This is a genomic window from Candidatus Zixiibacteriota bacterium (genome assembly GCA_040756055.1).
Taxonomy (GTDB): Bacteria; Zixibacteria; MSB-5A5; order GN15; family FEB-12.
In genome coordinates this window covers 49,638-67,413 of sequence record JBFLZR010000005.1, presented here as the reverse complement: position 1 = coordinate 67,413, position 17,776 = coordinate 49,638, and the positions used below count along the sequence as shown (strand labels likewise).

Genomic DNA, 17,776 nt, shown 5'->3' with positions numbered 1-17,776 from the left:
TAAATCCGCAGCAATAATATACACCTGTCATATAGGAGGCAAACATGATTAAGAGATGTCTCATGCTGGCCAGTCTTCTTTTCGTAATGCTCTCGTTGATGCCCGCTACGAGTTTTGCTGAGAAGCGACCGATCCAGTTGGCTTTGTTCAATCCGGTGCAGATTTTCCCCGAGGATTATTCAATCGGCGGCGTGCGATTCAATCTCATCTATGGCAAAAATGCCTGGGTCAGCGGTGTTGATTTCGGGCTGGTGAACCACACTACCTCCGGTCTGACCAAAGGATGGCAATTCGGACTGGTGGGTGTGGTTGAAGAGGACTTCCTGGGCTTCCAGGACAACTTTATCAATATTACCAGGCGCAATTTTGAGGGCTTCCAGTGGGGGTTCGTGAACTACGCGTACAAGTGTAACGGTCTGCAGCTGGGGCTTGTCAACTATGCCGTTACTATGAAAGGACTTCAGATCGGGTTGGTGAACATAATCAAGCAGGGCGGTCAGTTCCCGGTCTTCCCTATTGTCAACTGGTCGTTCTGAAATGTTTTACAATGTCGTTGCGTGTTGACTCATAGGTTCGATAACATAATCGTCACCGGCCATTAACGTATAACAAGGCGCCTCCGCCGGTCAGGTCTATCAGCTTTCTGTTCGTCGATGGCAGCGTCATAAAGCAACCTCTACTCCATGGCCAGAATGATTCGTGAAAAACTATGGCGCGGCTGTAAGCATTGTCGTTTATACCGGCATCAAGACCCTTTATACGCATGGCGTTTCCAAAATCACCGTTGTACGCCTTATCAGTGACGAAGGCTCCGCCACACGACTTTTCCGAGTTGACCTCATTTGACAGGTCCGTGGCAAACAGAAACCCGGATTTCCATGCGTGAGAAACGTGCGAATGTATAACGACGTCACCAGTTTTCGCGTCGATTACCCAGAGCCTTTTGCTGTAGATAGGCAGACTGTAATCTACTATTACGCGATAGTCATCTTTTGCGATATCAGCACCATGCCGCTTATGGAGTTGTTCAACCGTTTTCAACAATTCATTATCGACCTCGGAAGGCAACCAGATGATGTACACGACTGCGGCCAAAAACGCCAGGACAGCCAGGATAAAATAGGTGCGTGCTCTCATATTCATCATTTTCTGGCTGTAGGCGTTTGATTAATCAAACGCCTACAATGTATCTGTCGATAATTTCACTGCGCCAGTATTTTTGAGATTATAGTATCATCGTTCGGAAGAAGGTCCGCCTTCACCAAACGAGGCACGAGGATGCGCCAGTTTTCATCCATCGCGAAGACCTTCTTAAACAGCGGCAGGGACCTTTCCAACTCACCGGCCGTCACGAGGGTGGCCGCATGCCAGAACATGATCTCAGCGTTACCGGGAGCCATCTCAGCGGCCTTAGCGTATTCTTTGTTGGCGTTGTCGAAATCATTAACGGCGATATACTCGTCGCCTTTGTTCATGTGATCATAGGCGCGCGTAATGTTCAAAAGTCGGCGAAGTTCTTTTAGCGGCTCCGGTGAATCATCGACCCGAATATCAACCAGCCGGTCCACCCAGGGGCGTCCGGTCGGCTCGCCGCTGACGACAACCATTGCCGCCGACTGTTTCCCGCGAATGTCTCCCCCCTCAGCCTGAGCGGCTTCAAGCGCGGCCATCATTTTGTCAGCAAGGTCTCCCTCGGTTGTTTCGAATGCTCTTGCCATAGCATCCCAGACGGTGTTTTTCTCCATCAGGTTAGCCTGCACGGAGTAGTTCCCGCCAATTTTGTGCCCTGCTTCGGCGATACACTTGTCGCCGGTGTGTGTCGCAATAACTCCATTAGCATCGATCATGGCCACCTGCCTGACGGCATTCTGCGGGTCTGAGGCAAGCAGGCCCTTGAGAGCCTGTTTGGCCGACTTGCCGTTTTTCATCATTTCCAGTCCGAGGGGACCGTAGGAAAATTCCACCAGTGACTGGGTCGCTACCGCCCCCACCCCCGGCTCCAGCCAGATAACATCGCCGACCTTGAACCAGTGCGACTGCACCGCCGCCCCGAACTGCCCGGTGGTCGAATCGTACGCCACTATCGAGTAGGTATTTACCGGATGAAGCGGCGTTACCACATCGTTATCTCCGGCGCATACTCCGCCCGCAAATAGGACGATTATCAACAATAAGCTCAATGTTTTGGGCATAACTCATCCCCCTGTATTTTGAATGGTTATATCTCTAATACGTAGTTCTCAGAGAATATAAGAGGCTATGACCGCCAGCCAGACAATAGCAACAGCTACAAAACCGACCGTACGGCCATTCCCCACGAAAAGAGCCAATGCCGTATAGACCAGTGACAAACCGAGTCGGGCGGTCCACCGGTCGAGTTGCGTGACATTATAGGCGTCGGCGAGCAGTATCGCCCCGCCAAGAAGCAAAGCGACATAAACCAGCCACATCGGCTGTTTCTTTTTCGTGGAAACGGTTTTGGAATCATTTGCGGACATTGTGCGCTTCCTTTAGAAACTCTTCAATACCATCCGTTATTGCCTCGGCTATTCGCTCGCGGAATTTGTCGGTCTTGAGCAATGCCTCCTGCTCCGGTAAAATCATGAAAGCACATTCCACCAGCACCGCCGGGTACTGAGTCGGGCGATTCACCGCCAGGTTGCCATGATAAAGGCCAAAATCTCTTAACTCGGTTTTCGGCACCAGTGCCTTTTGTATGGCGCGCGCCAGCCCGATTGAATGGGGATGATAGTAATATGTCGATGAACCATTGTTCTGGAAAGGATTGATGCGGTCCGGCAGGGCGTTGTTATGAATCGATACGAACAGGTCGGCATCCACGATTTTCGCGATGGTGGGTCGGTCGTAAAGCGGAAGGTCGCTCATATCTTCGCGGGTAAGAACGACAATGGCGCCTCTTGATTGGAGCTTCTCGGCCACTTTCAGGGCAATGGCCAGATTCGCCTCCGCTTCGGTGTAACCAGTGGGACCGATCGCGCCGGAGTCTTTGGAATGACCGGGGTCTATCACGATTATCTTATCTTCAATATCATTAAGATCTTCAGGAGCCTTGTTGAGTTGGAAATAGAATGTGTTTCCCCTGTAAAAAGTATCGTATCCCCAGATATCGTGGCGCAGATGAATCTTGAATTCGTAGACGCCATTTTCGGGTTGCGACCAGGTAGCGATATCCACCAGAGTGTCGGCAAAATCGTAACGGATCCAGTCGGTGTTTGATGTAACCCCGAACAACTGTATCCGCAATGTTTTGGGGTCATCCTCGAACACCCGAAACGGGTGTTTACCTGTCAGCGGAAATTCGAACAGAAGGCTGCCGGTCGAATCATAAGTTCTCACCGAGGCAAGATAGGATGACGGCGGAAGGATACCCTTGGGGAGAATCTCAACGGAGTTTTTTTGTACCCAGGCGAACTGCGTTTTTGACAGTTGAATCCTGTACCAGTCTGCCTCGGCTCCCACGGCCAGTGCTTCCACTCCTTTTGGCTGAAATATGGCGAAATACCCCATGCGCGGCGCGTACCGGATAATCTGTACTGAATCCATGAAGCGGACAGTGAACGGGTAATCGGGGCCGTTGATGGACACCCGGTAGGAACTGATCGTGTCCGCGCACGTGGTGTCAGTCATGGAAAGAAGCATCGACAGCATTCGGTCGTCATGCTCGTACGGAGGCAGCCAGAACCTGTGCAGCAATTCCCTCACCCCGAGTTGGCCGAGGCAGTAATTCAAGCGCACGGTATCGCATTGGACCCCGGGAGGGATGTCATAAAATCCCGAGTACACCCCCGCCACCTTAAGCGATTCAGGGACCCCTCCGGCGCCGAAGACGGATTCTCCGAAGAACTGTTGCATTTGTGGTTCCAGTTCGGCCATCGGCACCGAGTCAATCACTCCGGGAATGCCAAACCATGCCGCTCGTCCGGGAGTACCTCGAAACTCGACTTTGAACCTGTCGCCTGATGTCATCACTATGTCGCCCGACGGAAGGTTGATTTCCCGGTCAAAGACCGTTGAATCCATGGGGAGTGTCTGCATCGGTTTCGGCACCACAACAGAAAGGGTTTTTGTCAGCGCGCGCTGGATATGGATAGAGAGAATGTCGTTTTTGGAACTGGTTCCATTGAGGTCTTTGTAGCGGTCTTTTTCGACGAGATAGGCCTCAAGGTGAAACTGGAATGTGTCGGGGGCGATGGGCAAAAACGCGATAAAGCCGCCATTGGGATGAACCGGCACAAATTGATCGTTGATAAACAGCTTGTAGGCCTGGCCATCGTTTTCGGCCGGGACATTCCCCAATATGAAAGCCGAATCAACCGATGCTACCAGTTGGTTCGGCTTGGGATGGATGATTTTTATCTGGGCATTTACATCGTTGATGTCGTCGGGTTTGAGCGATGCACCCATCACCGATGAGACGGCAACAACGGATAAGATCAGGCTGATAAGCAGCCTAACCGGAAATGTACTTCTCCATAACATCGCGTTTAAGTTTGGGGCCGCCGATAATCTCACGGTCGACCTCAATTGACTCCCTGTCGTATTTGATCCCATCTGCGATATCATCCTGCAAAAGCAGCGGTCCGTCAAGGTCAAAATAATCCGCCTTTGACGACATGTAAACCGACTGGGCGATTCCGACCGAAGACTCGACCATGCACCCGAGCATGACTTTCTTCTTGTCCGCCTGGGCCTTATCGGCGATTCTGACAGCCTCGAGGATGCCGCCACACTTTTCCATCTTGATATTTATTCCGTCGACATACTCGGCCATATCGCTGTAATCTTCCGAAGTGTTCAATCCTTCGTCAAGCACCAGTTCCACCTCGGTCGCTTTGCCCTTGAGGTGCGGCCATTCCTGAACAAATGCCGTGTCCGTCGGCTGTTCGATGATTTTAACGCCTTTCCTGGAGAGATGGAAGATCATTTCCTCGGCTTTGGCGCACGACCACGCCCCGTTTACATCGACCCTGATCTCCTTGCCCCTGACCTTATCGATGGCATCGAGGAGCATAATATCTTCCTCGTTGCCCATCTTGAGCTTAATTATCGGATAGTCGCTTCTCTCGAGCGCATCGATCATCTCCGAGGGTTTATCGATACTGATGGTAATGGAGCTTTTGATGCCCACCGGTGAACCGAGCGCCAAAACTTCCCACGGATAGCGCCTCGTTTCGCCGGAGATGTAATTCAAAAGCATCGCAACCAGCGCCGAGCGGGCAATCGGGTTGATCTTGAAATTGCTGACGTCCTCGAGGGTCTCGATCGTGATTTCCTTGAAACCCTGAATTTTCTCTATACCCTTTTTGATATCCTTTTCGATGTCATCGATTGATGGTCCGTAGTGGACCGAACCCGAGGCTTCACCGTTGTAACGGTTGTTGAGGACGGTAAGAAGGTTCGTTTTTACATCGGTGCCGCCTTTGGATACCACGAATTTCTGCTTGAGAGGTAGGGAAACACGTACGGTGTCTAACTGAAACATGCCAGTCTCCTTGCCTGATTGAAATCTCGATCCAAGTCTTCTCTGTAATCCGGTCCGTCCGGTGTCAATCCATTGATTCGGACGCCTCCGCCGCCTACCGAGCTGTGGATTATTTTATCCTTTCCGATAGCGAATCCAACATGTCTTTTAAAGAACAACAAATCTCCGGTCTTTATACACTCACGGCCTATTTTTTCGCCGACAGTAATCTGGTCTTTGGTATCCCGCGGCACGCTGATGCCGAACCGGGACAATACGGTCTGCACCAAGCCGGAGCAATCAAAACCGGCCGTAGTAATTCCTCCCCAAAGGTAAGGCACTCCGAGGAATCGTTTGGCCTGTGAGACCACCATTTCCGGTGTAACCTTGAGCGCACTTGTCCTGTTTATCGGCACGAGATTGTTCTTCTTGATCGCGAGGGTAGTATTATCGGGCAAAATTACCCTCGCGAACCCTTCTTTTGTTAAACGGGTGAACAGGCGGGTACCGTAAAACAGAAAATACGGTGCTTGCCCTTCTCCGTGATTTACATCGTACAGTTTAGCGGTGGATGAATTCACGAAAGAATTAATTCGTGATTCGTATCTGGAGTGTTCGGCCTTTGAAACGCCTGCGATAAAGCGCTTGTCCACCCATCCGGTGTTGCCATCGGCTATCCGTACAAAATAGTGGCCGCTTTTTTCCTGAAGTATTCTCACCGTCTGGCCGAACAGGAGCTGACTGGCACGTTCACTGTTGAATTTGGGCTCAGTCCAGAGATCGACCAGATTGCCGGTTACCCACCCGTATTTCATGGCTTCATTTTAAGCCGTCGCGGGCGGGTAATCAAATAAAAAAGAGAGTCAGTCGGAAACTGACTATCGTGTTTAGTACTGACGGTGCGGGCTGTCCGGAGTAGTATCGAGCGTATTCTGGTAGACACGGGTTTTGATGATTTCGCCAAGGACCTCCGTAGCGCGCATTTTGGCGGTCATCCGGTCCCGATCGATGGTCAATTCTTCGTTGATACTGTCGATTTGCTCGACCAGTTGGACTACCTGGGGCAGCATTTGATTCAATTGAATGATGTAATTGCTCATCACTGCCATTTGTTGGATAAATACCTTTACCTCGTGAAGTGTAATCACGGTGTCTCTCCTACCCTTGCAGTTTGTGGCGGTGAACGCCCGGCTTCCTGCCGCTCCACCCGGCCCGGGGACCTACAACCTGAGCCGGCGTCAGTTCCGGGGACAAAACCGGCCGCCGAATCAACTTCCTGCTTTATCGACGGCCGGTTGTTACCGGTGCCAGGACGTTCCCAAATCTTGTGAACTCAAATTAATAGAATGTTAAAATCGGACAATGAGGGGAAACTACGTATTTGCTACGTATATAGCTGATGTTTGATATGAACCGTACCTGCAGGTTAGGGCTCGAAATGGCTTGAGCTATAGCCACACAATTGGTATTCTCTTTGTCCCCCAAAAAGTTCTCTCCGATTGTCGAATTTCAAGTCGAAGGTCAGGGCGCCCTCAATCTTCCCCGCTTCACTTCTACGAACAGGGAGCTCAAACTTGAGTGTGTCCATACCCACGACAAGTGAATCTGAGAACGAAACCGGCTCGGAAAAGATTCCTCTGCCATACAAACGCCCGAGCATATCATAAAGACCGGAGCGAAAGACACTCACTTCAACTCTGGTTTCAATCAACTCAAAAAGCCCGTCCCCGTTTGTATCGACCCCCTGATGCGACACCAAATCCAGTATCTCGAACGGCATCTCGCGAAATTCGGTATGGGTATAAGGTGTTGTTATCACTTCCAAAACATCTTCCGAACCTCCCCCGAGCATGAGCCGAGTCTGATAAATTCCATCCGCCTGTGATTTGCGAATATCCTCACCACCAAATCTGACGCCGAATGCGTGAGTGCCTTCCCCGCACTCTCTTGCCGTCGATGTTACCCATGAGTTAGCATAACTGGCCCGCCAACATATCTCGCGGCCCATCTCATCCATCAAAAGCCCGCTCACAACATATTCCCCGGCAACGGCAACATCTACCTCTACTGAGACTAACAGATAATCAAAATAGCCATCGTTGTTCTCATCAACTCCCGAATCCGAGTATACGCCCGTGAAAACCGCCCCCGGCTCATTCTCCACGGGACCGTCAGCCATCGAAACGAGCGGCAGAACCAGACAGCCGAGCGTAACTAGTAGCACTAACCGTTTCATTAGACTCCCTCATCGATAAGTGGTTGAGATCTTCTCTATCCCTCCAGAAGAAATGGTGAAACCCAATAATGCCGAGTTGCTTCTGTCGAGTTGTGTATGCTTATAGCATAAACCAACTTATCTATTCTGTCAACCACAGCACGGATCACCACGTCTCAAATTTAATACAAATTTGCGGCAGAATCCTTCCCGAAGTCTTATTAGAAACGACCGGATATTTTAATTTGGTAGGCTCACGCCACGGCATGAGCCTACCATAAGCGAACATTGGATACGGAAATTAATGAAACGAACCCAAATTCGTTCAAGCTATAACAGGACATCTTGTTACAGCAAAAAACCGGGGCGAATGCCCCGGTCGCTGAAAGTCGATTGTTGTCGATGTCCGCTATGTCGCCTGCTTGACCCCTGCAAGTGTCTTCCAGATGCGATTAAGGGCTTCCTGAATGTTCTCAACGGAATTGGCATACGAAAACCGTACATATCCTTCACCGTTGGACCCAAAGCAGGTGCCGGCCAATATGGCTACGCCAGCCTCCTGAAGCATCAGATCGGCGAACTGCTGCGAGGTCAGACCGGTTTTGGTGATATTCGGGAATACGTAAAACGCCCCGACCGGATTAAGACAGCTTATACCTTCCATCTTGTTGAGACCCTCGACAATGACATCGCGGCGGCGATGGAACTCGGCCACCATCTTCTGCACCGAGCCCTGCGGCCCGGTTAAAGCCTCGATAAGCGCGTACTGGGCAAATGTGCAGGTGCCGGAGAAATTGTTGACCGCCATCGTAAACAGGTAGTCGGCCATTTTCTTGGGCATAATGCCGTATCCCAAACGCCAGCCGGTCATGGCATAGGTCTTGGACATACCATCGACAATGATCGTGCGCTCCATCGCGCCCGGGATTGTCGCAATTGAGAGGAACTTGGTGTCATAGACTATGCGGGAATAGATTTCATCGGTAAGAATCCAGAGATCGTGCTTTTCTGCCAGTTCATAGATACCCTCAAGATCGCTCTGGGCAAGCATGCCGCCGGTGGGATTTTGAGGCGAGTTGATAACGATCATCTTAGTTTTGGGGGTGATCAACTCTTTGAGCTGCTCAACATCGAAGCGGAAATCTTTCTCTTCGAGCAGGTCGACAAACACCGGTTTCGCGCCCAGGTAGTTGACGACCGACTCATAAGTCGGGTAACCGGGGTTGGGAATAATGACTTCATCCCCTTCGTTCACCGCGGCACACAGGGCGGTGTAGATTACCGGCTTCGCGCCCGGCATGATAATGACATTTTCAGGACCGATATCCATCTTGCGTTCGTTGCGGTAATAATCGGCGATCGTCTGTCGGGCCAGCATGACGCCTCCCGATGAACTGTAGTGTGTCTGACCATCCCAAAGGGCCTTCACGCCGGCTTCGGATATATTCTGCGGGGTGTCGAAATCCGGCTCACCGATCTGGAGGTGAATGATGGACCGTCCTTGGGCCTCCATCTGTTTGGCTTTGGCTAAAACGGCGAACGCGCCTTCGGTCCCTAATTTGGTAATCCTCGTGGAGTATTTCATGCTAACGTGCCTTTCTTTATTTATCCAACAACTCTTTTGCTCTAAGCGCTATGTGCTCGGCCGCCAGGCCGTATTTTTTGATAAGCTGCCATGGCTTACCGGACTCGCCGAAACTGTCTCGAACGCCTACCATGGAAAACTTCACCGATTCGCCGCCATCGAAATTCCCCTCGGCCACGACAGCAGCCACCAGGTTGCCCAGCCCGCCGATTTGATGTTCTTCGGCGGTTATAATGGCACTTGTCTCGGCGGCGGCGCGAAGAATGGCGTCCCTGTCAAGCGGCTTGACCGTGTGCATATTTATGACTCGTGTCTCAACGCCAAAATCCGATTTTAGAATGTATGCGGCGCGAAGCGCCTCCGCGGTTTCGGGGCCGCAAGAAATTATCGTGAGTTCCTCACCTTCATTTTCGTATTCCGACGCAAGCGTGATTTCGAAGGCATCAACGAAATTCTCTGTTTCGCCGCGATAGCGGTAAACATTGGCCTCACCGAAAACGAACGGCGTATCCGGCTTCGTGACAATGGGAGTAGCCTCACGGGCAAAGCGCAGATATTTGGGACCAACAACATCGAAAAGCAAAGCCCGGGTCATCTTCTCCGTCTCGACAGCGTCGCAAGGAACCGCCACTCTCATATTCGGAAGACCGGTCATTTGAAAAAGCGCTTCGAGTTCCTGATGCGTGGCGCCATCCGGCCCAACCGATACTCCCCCATGAGCGCCGACCACCAGGGCATTATAATCGCCGTAGCAGACCGAAACGCGAAGCTGGTCGAGATTGCGGGCGGACGAAAAGACACCATAGGTGCCGAAGACCGGCAGTTTGCCTTCTTTGGCCAAACCCGCTGCTATGGTAGTGGCTCCCTGTTCAGCCACACCGACAGAAATAAAGCGCTTCCGTCGCTCCGCGTGTTTTTTGTAGAAGTCGGATATGGTGATAGAATCGGAAATGTCCGCGCCGATACAGACGACCCTCTCGTCATCGCCATATTTGTCAAGCGTCCGGCCCATGCCTTTGCGGGTTGGATCCATCTCCACTTTCATATTGTCAGATTTATTCCACCAGTAATCGCGTTTGAATTTCGGAAGACCGTCATCGAGTTTCCTGTCCATTTCGGCTTCGTATTCGGCGCCATAGGCGATGAGCGCATCGACGTCGATTGTCTTCTCCAGCCCAAGCTCCTTAAGCGCTTTCCCCAGTTCTTCCCTGCTCGGCGGTTTGCCGTGCCATCCAACCACGTTTTCCATAAACGATACACCGCGCCCCTTGTTGGTGTGACAGATAAGCGCGACGGGTTTGCCGGTGTCGTTGTTGTTGCGGGCTTTGTCCAGCTTGCTGACGATATCACTCATGTCATGACCATCAACTTCGAGCACGTGCCATCCAAAGGCCTCGTACTTATCCGCCAGCGGGTCGATATTCATGACCTCTTTCACTGCACCGTCAATCTGAAGACGATTTTTATCTATAAGCAGAATCAGGTTGTCAAGCTTGTGATGGGAGGCCGACATGGCCGCTTCCCAAATAGACCCCTCCTGCTGCTCACCATCGGAGCTAATTACGAAAACGCAGTAATCCTTTTTGTCGAGCTTTGCGGCCAGCGCAATGCCGACCCCGACAGAGAACCCCTGTCCGAGCGAGCCGGATGAAATTTCCACCCCGGCGAGATCTTTACGATGCGGATGTCCCTGAAAAGGCGAGCCGAGCATCCGGAGCTTCATCAGTTCACGCTCGGGGAAATACCCCGCGAGCGCCAGCGACGTGTACAGCGCCGGGGCTTTGTGGCCGGCTGACCAGATTATGCGGTCACGGTCTTCCCAATCGGGATTCTGGGGATCGTGACGGGCTATCTTAAGATAAAGCGCGGCGCAGATGTCCATTATTCCCAGTGTACCGCCGCTGTGACCCGACTGCGCCGAGCAAAGCGCCGTGAGGTTCAGACCCCTCATGTAATTGGCGGTTTCTATGAGCTTTTCGATAGTATATTCGCTTTTATGGATATTTCGAGAGGAGCCGGTCGTTGTCATTTTTCAAACCTCTTGATAGGTAATATGCTGTACCAGTCAGTTAACACAGGATTAATGGTAGCAAATATATCAAATTAGTCAACCGATTTGGCGATAACCTTTTGAAGTTTCAGTTTGAGCTCTTGCGGTGTTCCGTTGTTGAAAATAACATGGTCCGCGCGCTTGCGCTGCTCGGTATAACTGAGCTGCTGTCTCTGGCGGGCGAGTGCGTCTTTGCGCCCTATCCCCCGCTCTGCCAATCGCCTGAGTCGAATTTTCTGCGAAGCGTGTATCAAAATCACTTTGTCAACGACCTGATCGAGATTCCAGTAAAGCAGCAGGGCGGCATCGATCACGACGAGCCTGTGCCTTTTGGCCAATGACTTCATCTGCCGGTTGAGTTCTTTCAAAAGGTATGGGTGGACAAGTCGGTTGAGCATGTCGCGGGTGTCGTTATTGCGGAATGCGAGCGCAGCCAGCTTTTTTCGGTCAAGCTTGCCTTTCGGCGTCAGAATCTCATCGCCGAACCGCTTGACCAGTCCTTTCAACAGAGCCGGATTCTGCTCGACCACCTCGCGGCCAATCTGGTCGGCATCAATAACCACCGCCCCCATTTGCTTCAGGAGCCTGGCTGCCGTCGATTTGCCGGAGCCGATTTGACCGGTAATCCCAATAATCATATCAGGCAAGAAACGTAAAATCGGGCTTTTAGACAAGTCGAAGTTTGAGGGCGGACATCTCTAAAGCAAAAAGGCCCGGCATTTGCCGGGCCCATTAAATTGTACTGTGACAATAAGTCTTAGTTGCCATCTAAACTAAAACTATAGGTCAATCCGGCGGACAGGAACGTCTTGTATTGGTCGAATCCGAACGGTATCATCCGAAGGTTCGAGTTGGCATCGTAGTAGTTATCCGAGTCGAAACTTGAGAATATTCTGTGAGTAACTTCGGCAAAAGCAGAAACCCGTCCGCTCACCGGTACTTTGAGACCAAGGGAAGTCGAAAGATCATAGTAGCTTCCACCGGGCGAATTAGACAGATATTGGGCGTTGGAGATAGCCCCCTCTTGAATGTACCGTATATCGGAGACGTTGTTCGATCTTTCGAAATACCCGAATCCGCCCGTGAAGGTGGCGTACGGCTTCAGACCGGGACCAATGTGCGCTTCGGCGTAGGGGGCAATAGAAACACGAAATGAGTACTCCGTGCCCTCAACAAACTGCGGGTCGCCAAAAAGCTCATCGATGCTTTGCACGGAAGTATTATATAGGTTTTTCACATAGCCCAATGTGGTACGAATGGCAAAGTTCTGTGAGACATAGAAGTCGCCCGCAACAGCTCCTCCGAGGAACCGATTACCGGAGGCTAAGTCCTGTGTCTCGGAGAGGTTGATCAGCACCATCGGGGAGACATCGATTCGCTTGACACCACCTGCGGCGCACAGCGGAGCCATAAGGGCAATAACGGCTATCACTAATATCTTTTTATTCATAACACTTCCCTTTCAATTCTCTACAGGTACCTTCATCATATATAACGGAGACCGGACGGCAAAAGTTGTATCGCGGCGGTCATTTGACGGAAAGTCTGCGACTTATTTGGCGTCGAGCCAGTTATCCCCCACTCCGAGGTCGGCCACAATAGGGACTTTGAGCTTCACCGCCTTTTCCATACCATCTTTGACCAGCTGCCTTAAATCGTCGAGTTCGCTCTTGTGAGCGTCGAACACCAATTCGTCGTGAACCTGAAGAACCATCCGGGATTTCATTGACGCCATGTTCTTGTGAATCTTTATCATGGCAACCTTGATCATATCGGCGGCTGTTCCCTGAATGGGCGTGTTTATGGCAATGCGTTCGGCAAACTGCCTGACATTAAAATTCTTGCTGGTTATTTCGGGTAAATAGCGGCGCCGATTGAACAGCGTGGTCACATAACCCTGCTCGCGCGCGATCCGTTTCATACTGTCCATGTACTGGCGTATGCCGGGGTAGCGCTCGAAGTAGGTATCAATGAACTCTTTCGATTCACCGAGGTCAAGTTCGGTCTGTTGCGACAGACCGAAAGCCGACACTCCATAGATGACCGCGAAATTGGCCGTTTTGGCCGCTCGACGCATCTGAGGCGTAACTTTTTTTATGTCCACGCCGTACACCTCGGCTGCGGTGCGGGCATGAATATCTTCTTTGTCGCGAAACGCTTTAATAAGACCCTTATCTTCGCTGTAGTGCGCCAGTATTCTTAGTTCGATCTGGGAGTAGTCGGCAACAAGTAAGACGTGGTCGTTGTCGGCCGGTATAAACGCTTTACGTATCTGGCGGCCTTCTTCGGTGCGCACAGGGATATTCTGAAGGTTAGGGTCGGTGGACGACAGTCTGCCCGTTGCCGCGATAGTCTGGTTGAACGACGTGTGCACTCTGCCGGTCCGCGGGTTGACCAGCCTGGGAATTGCGTCGATGTAAGTTCCGGTGAGTTTGGTTAGTTGCCGATATTCCAGAATCAACTTTGGAAAGGGATGTATCTCCGCCAGTTCCTCCAGTACTTTTACGTCGGTCGAGTAACCCGTTTTTTTGGTGGTCTTCCCTTTGGTAGGCAAGTTTAGTTTTTCAAACAGAATGTGCGAAAGCTGCTGAGTCGAGTTGATATTGAACTCGCCTCCGGCGATCTTGTAAATCTCTATTTTTAGATTATCAATTTTCTTATCCATCTCGCCGGACAGGCCTGACAGAAAGTCAGTGTCAACCCTGATTCCCGCCTGCTCCATGTCAGCCAGTACCTTCACCAGAGGCAGTTCAATGTTGTAATACAGATTGTTCATCTCGTGATCGTCAATGAGCGGAGCCAACTTACCGCGCAGCCGGAAGGTGTAGTCGGCATCTTCGGCGGCATAGAAAACAGCTTTGTCCACCGATACGGTATCAAAGGTCTTCTGGTTCTTGCCGCTGCCAATCAGATCCGTGATGGGCTGCATCTGATAATCAAAATACTTCATGGCAAGGAAATTCAGAGAGTTTTCGCGGCTGGAAGGATCAAGCACGTAAGACGCCAGCATGGTGTCAAAACCGATTGGCGTAATGTCTATACCGCAACGCCGTAGGACATGCAGATCATACTTTATATTCTGCCCGCCCTTTTGCACTCTGGGGTTTTCCAGAAGCTTCTTCAGCTCTTTGATAGCGCTGTCAAAAGGGAGGTTTTTGTTTTTGTCGAAAGTGTGGCCAAGCGGGATGTAATATGCTTTACGCGCCTGTCCCGCCAGAGAAACACCTACGAGGTCAGCTTCGAGGGCGTTGATGGAAGTCGTCTCGGTATCGACGGCAATCTCCTTCTTTGAGGAAAGCTCTTTGACAACTTCCTTTAACTCCTCGAGGCTGGAGACGCATAGATACTCCACGTCGGCGACTCCCGGCGCGGCGTCTTCGACCGTCGAAGCCTGTTGTTCGGGAAGTAATTGTTTCAAGAGCCGGTTGAATTCGAGTTCTAAAAAGAGCTTTTTGGCCAGTTCGTAGTTGATTTCTTTGCGCCGGATCTGCTCCACATCGAACTCCATCGGAACATCCGTCTTGATGACAACAAGCTCTCTGGATAGCAATGCCTTATCTTTATTGCTGCCGACTTTTTCACGAACGCCTTTGGCCTTTATCTTGTCGCTTCCTTCCAGAACCGCTTCAAGCGAACCAAACTGCTCCAAAAGTGTATCAGCCGTCTTCGGTCCGATGCCCGGTATGCCGGGAACGTTGTCGGAGCTATCCCCCATTAAAGCGAGCTTGTCAATGACGAGCTCCGGATAGACGCCAAACTTCGCCTTTACTTCTTCCGGGCCATATTTGTCAGCTTCACCAGCCGAGCCTTTGGGATTATATATACCTACGTTATCAGTTACGAGTTGGAAGAAATCCTTGTCACCGGTGACACACCAGACCCGGTGACCTTTTTTCTCAGCCTGTTTGGCCATCGTACCGATAAGATCATCCGCTTCGTATCCCTCCCTTTCGAAGCTGGCGATATTGAGAGCCTCGACCGCCTGGCGGATTCGCGGCAGTTGCTCCACCAGCTCATCGGGCATTTTCGCACGGGTCGATTTGTACTCCTCGTACATTTCATGCCGGAAAGTCGGCTGCTTGGTGTCGAAAGCGACGGCAATATAGTCGGGCTTTTCGTCGTTGATAATCTTGATCAGCGAGTTAACGAAACCATAGGTGGCTGAGGTGTTTTCGCCTTTTGAGTTAATGAGCGGGTTGCGAATAAACGCAAAGTAAGCGCGATAGAACACCGCGGAGCCATCGACCAGGTACACTGTCTTCTTGGAAGTCATCACCGGTACAACTTTCGCCTTATAATATACTCTTTGATTTCGCTCCCCACCCATCGGTCCAGAACGCTGAGATCACCACCTTGGCCGATCAACTGTCTGATTTCGCTCGATGACACGTTAACCGCAGAGGTCTCGACAAATTCAATACGGCTTAAAACAGCGTCGCCATGGTGATCCAAGGTGTATGACGGCCTGGTACCGGCCACGATATGGATTTCATCGAATATTTTCTCGAACCGGTGCCAGTTTCTGATTTGCGAGATGTTATCGGCGCCAATGATGAAATAGAACGTAACCCCCGGGTGCCGTTTCTTGACGGCCCTGATAGTATCAAGGGTGTATCCGGAAAGATTGTTTTGCTGTTCAATCTTAGAGACACCAAGACAATCATGATTCGCGACGGCAAGTTTCAGCATCTGCACCCGGTCTTCGAAGGAGGCGTAGATGGTGCCTTCTTTGAACGGGTGGTTACCGGCCGGGACAAGCAGGACCCCGTCGAGGCCTTTGGCAATGCAGATGTCGTTGGCGAGTGTGATGTGTCCCGTGTGGACAGGGTCGAACGTTCCCCCCAGAATTCCCCAGTTTTCTCCTTTTTCAGGAGTTGTCGTCATCTTTTTTGATTTCCGCAGACGGCATGGCCTTGAGTTGCTCGAGCAGCTTGCGAGCGTCATCTACTTTTTCGTGGTCGGGGTAAGTTTCCAAAAATGATTCGAGACGCTCCTTGGCCTGGGCAAACTCCCCGGCCTTGTAAGATTCTTCACCGCTCTTATAAGCAGCCTCGGGAGCTTTTTCCAAGGCCTCGGCCGCCCACTCGTGTTCGGGAAAAACAGCCGCAAAGTTAGCGAATTTTTTGGAGGACTCAGAGTACATGCGCCGTTTATATTCCATTTCCGCGATCTTATAGGTGGCCTGGGGCGCAAATTCGGTATCGGTGAAATCATCCACCACCTTCTGAAAATATATCCCAGCCGACTCGTAGGCTCCCAGCCGGTTATAGACAACACCGCTGTTGTAGTATTTTTTCGCAAGACGAGTACGGGCGAGCAAAAGATACCGCTGAGCCTCAGGCACGAGTTCCGCCTCGGGATAGTCGATAATGAAGTCGTCGAACTGCTTGATGGCCGTCTCAAGATCGGATTGGTCGAGCCCATAGTGCCGAGGAGTGCCCTCAAAGAAGCACACCGCCTTCATAAAAATAGAGTGTTCGAAATAAACCGATGACGGATAGTTCACCAGGAGTCGGTTGAACTCAACCTGGGCCAGCTCGTATTCGTGGTTGCCGAAATATGAGAGCGCCAGGTAGTACTGGGCAGTGTCGACCATTGACTCACCGGGATAGTTGTAAACAATAGCCTGAAAATATTCGATCGCATCGAAATAGTCTTTTTCGCTGTATTTAGCTTTACCCTTATCAAACAATTCCCTGGCAGTAAGATTGGCAAGACTGGGTCTTCCGCCGCAGCCAACAAAATTTGACACAAAAATTGTCAGGAGCGTGAGCATGATTGCGTGAGCGAGTGTGCGTTTCAAACTTTATATGTCTCCTTGAGCATCTTGTAGTTCTCCATGACCTTGTTCAGGTAGCCCTTGGGCAGCGGCTTGTTTTCCCGAATCATCCCCCTGAGCTTGGCCTCTCCCATATTATATGCCAACAGGGCTTTTTTGATGTCACCAAACTTAAGAATTTGCTCGAAAAGATGGAATGTCCCCAGCTTGATATTAGTTTCGGGTTCCAGCAGCATCTGTGAGCCTTCCCATTCCAGACCGGTGCGGTCGGCAAGGTCTTTCCCGACAAAAGGCACCACCTGCATCAGCCCACGAGCGCCTTTATTGGAGATCTGACCCCTTTTGAAGGATGACTCGGTCAGGATTACAGCCAGAACGAACATCGGATCATAATGATATTTCTTGCTTTCGCTATATATGACATCGGTGACCTGGCGGACTTCATCATCATTGAATCCGATCTGGAAATCATCGATCGCCTTAAAAATCTGGAGCTTTTCCTCGAGCTCGTTAATTCGGTTATGCTGAAAAGACACCTGTTTTTCAAGGTCAAACCTGTTTTTGATCAGATAAACCAGCAGACCCGACTGGATCAGGTATATCACAACCAGCAGCACGGCTATGGGTTTGGATAGAAATATGCCCAATTTGTCGAATTGTATCAT

Annotated in this window: 17 protein-coding genes; 1 reads left to right on the top strand and 16 read right to left on the bottom strand. The window is 51.0% G+C overall.

Annotated elements, in window-relative coordinates:
* The first annotated feature begins 44 nt into the window (after positions 1-44).
* The gene (locus AB1483_10215; GenBank protein ID MEW6412832.1) at positions 45-536 is read left to right on the top strand and encodes a hypothetical protein; all 492 of its coding nucleotides are present in this window, start codon (positions 45-47) and stop codon (positions 534-536) included.
* Between the two features lie 52 nt (positions 537-588).
* On the opposite strand, the gene AB1483_10210 is transcribed toward AB1483_10215, so the two are convergent.
* The 16 genes from AB1483_10210 to AB1483_10135 all read right to left on the bottom strand — a co-directional run bounded on the left by AB1483_10210 (position 589) and on the right by AB1483_10135 (position 17,776).
* Positions 589-1,137, bottom strand: coding sequence for a murein L,D-transpeptidase catalytic domain-containing protein (locus AB1483_10210; GenBank protein ID MEW6412831.1), 549 nt, complete (start codon positions 1,135-1,137; stop codon positions 589-591).
* 65 nt (positions 1,138-1,202) lie between these two features.
* A complete protein-coding gene (locus AB1483_10205) occupies positions 1,203-2,192 on the bottom strand; it encodes a DUF1028 domain-containing protein (protein MEW6412830.1) in 990 nt (329 codons plus the stop codon).
* A gap of 48 nt (positions 2,193-2,240) precedes the next feature.
* A complete protein-coding gene (locus AB1483_10200) occupies positions 2,241-2,498 on the bottom strand; it encodes a hypothetical protein (GenBank protein ID MEW6412829.1) in 258 nt (85 codons plus the stop codon).
* Positions 2,485-4,500, bottom strand: a complete 2,016-nt coding sequence (locus tag AB1483_10195; GenBank protein ID MEW6412828.1) for an N-acetylmuramoyl-L-alanine amidase — start codon at positions 4,498-4,500, stop codon at positions 2,485-2,487. The genes AB1483_10200 and AB1483_10195 overlap by 14 nt, the downstream gene beginning before the upstream one ends.
* Positions 4,472-5,503, bottom strand: coding sequence for an enolase C-terminal domain-like protein (locus AB1483_10190; GenBank protein ID MEW6412827.1), 1,032 nt, complete (start codon positions 5,501-5,503; stop codon positions 4,472-4,474). Before AB1483_10190 ends, AB1483_10195 begins: the two co-directional genes overlap by 29 nt.
* Complete coding sequence (locus tag AB1483_10185; GenBank protein MEW6412826.1) at positions 5,491-6,297, bottom strand: NlpC/P60 family protein; 807 nt, start codon at positions 6,295-6,297, stop codon at positions 5,491-5,493. Before AB1483_10185 ends, AB1483_10190 begins: the two co-directional genes overlap by 13 nt.
* A 72-nt stretch (positions 6,298-6,369) precedes the next feature.
* Positions 6,370-6,630, bottom strand: a complete 261-nt coding sequence (locus tag AB1483_10180) for a hypothetical protein (GenBank protein MEW6412825.1) — start codon at positions 6,628-6,630, stop codon at positions 6,370-6,372.
* 278 nt (positions 6,631-6,908) lie between these two features.
* Complete coding sequence (locus AB1483_10175) at positions 6,909-7,718, bottom strand: hypothetical protein (protein MEW6412824.1); 810 nt, start codon at positions 7,716-7,718, stop codon at positions 6,909-6,911.
* Positions 7,719-8,106: 388 nt separating this feature from the next.
* The gene (locus AB1483_10170) at positions 8,107-9,282 is read right to left on the bottom strand and encodes a pyridoxal phosphate-dependent aminotransferase (GenBank protein MEW6412823.1); all 1,176 of its coding nucleotides are present in this window, start codon (positions 9,280-9,282) and stop codon (positions 8,107-8,109) included.
* 16 nt (positions 9,283-9,298) lie between these two features.
* Positions 9,299-11,311, bottom strand: coding sequence for a transketolase (locus tag AB1483_10165; GenBank protein ID MEW6412822.1), 2,013 nt, complete (start codon positions 11,309-11,311; stop codon positions 9,299-9,301).
* A 74-nt stretch (positions 11,312-11,385) separates the two neighbouring features.
* Positions 11,386-11,970 carry a dephospho-CoA kinase gene (coaE, locus tag AB1483_10160; GenBank protein ID MEW6412821.1) on the bottom strand — a complete coding sequence of 195 codons (585 nt, stop codon included), beginning with the start codon at positions 11,968-11,970 and terminating at the stop codon, positions 11,386-11,388.
* Between the two features lie 119 nt (positions 11,971-12,089).
* Positions 12,090-12,782 carry a hypothetical protein gene (locus tag AB1483_10155; GenBank protein ID MEW6412820.1) on the bottom strand — a complete coding sequence of 231 codons (693 nt, stop codon included), beginning with the start codon at positions 12,780-12,782 and terminating at the stop codon, positions 12,090-12,092.
* 102 nt (positions 12,783-12,884) lie between these two features.
* Positions 12,885-15,605 carry a DNA polymerase I gene (polA, locus tag AB1483_10150; protein ID MEW6412819.1) on the bottom strand — a complete coding sequence of 907 codons (2,721 nt, stop codon included), beginning with the start codon at positions 15,603-15,605 and terminating at the stop codon, positions 12,885-12,887.
* A complete protein-coding gene (gene nadD, locus AB1483_10145) occupies positions 15,605-16,216 on the bottom strand; it encodes a nicotinate-nucleotide adenylyltransferase (GenBank protein ID MEW6412818.1) in 612 nt (203 codons plus the stop codon). The genes polA and nadD overlap by 1 nt, the downstream gene beginning before the upstream one ends.
* Positions 16,200-17,135, bottom strand: coding sequence for an outer membrane protein assembly factor BamD (gene bamD, locus AB1483_10140; protein MEW6412817.1), 936 nt, complete (start codon positions 17,133-17,135; stop codon positions 16,200-16,202). Before bamD ends, nadD begins: the two co-directional genes overlap by 17 nt.
* Positions 17,132-17,776 (bottom strand): lytic transglycosylase domain-containing protein, encoded by a 645-nt coding sequence (locus tag AB1483_10135; GenBank protein MEW6412816.1) that lies wholly within the window; start codon positions 17,774-17,776, stop codon positions 17,132-17,134. Before AB1483_10135 ends, bamD begins: the two co-directional genes overlap by 4 nt.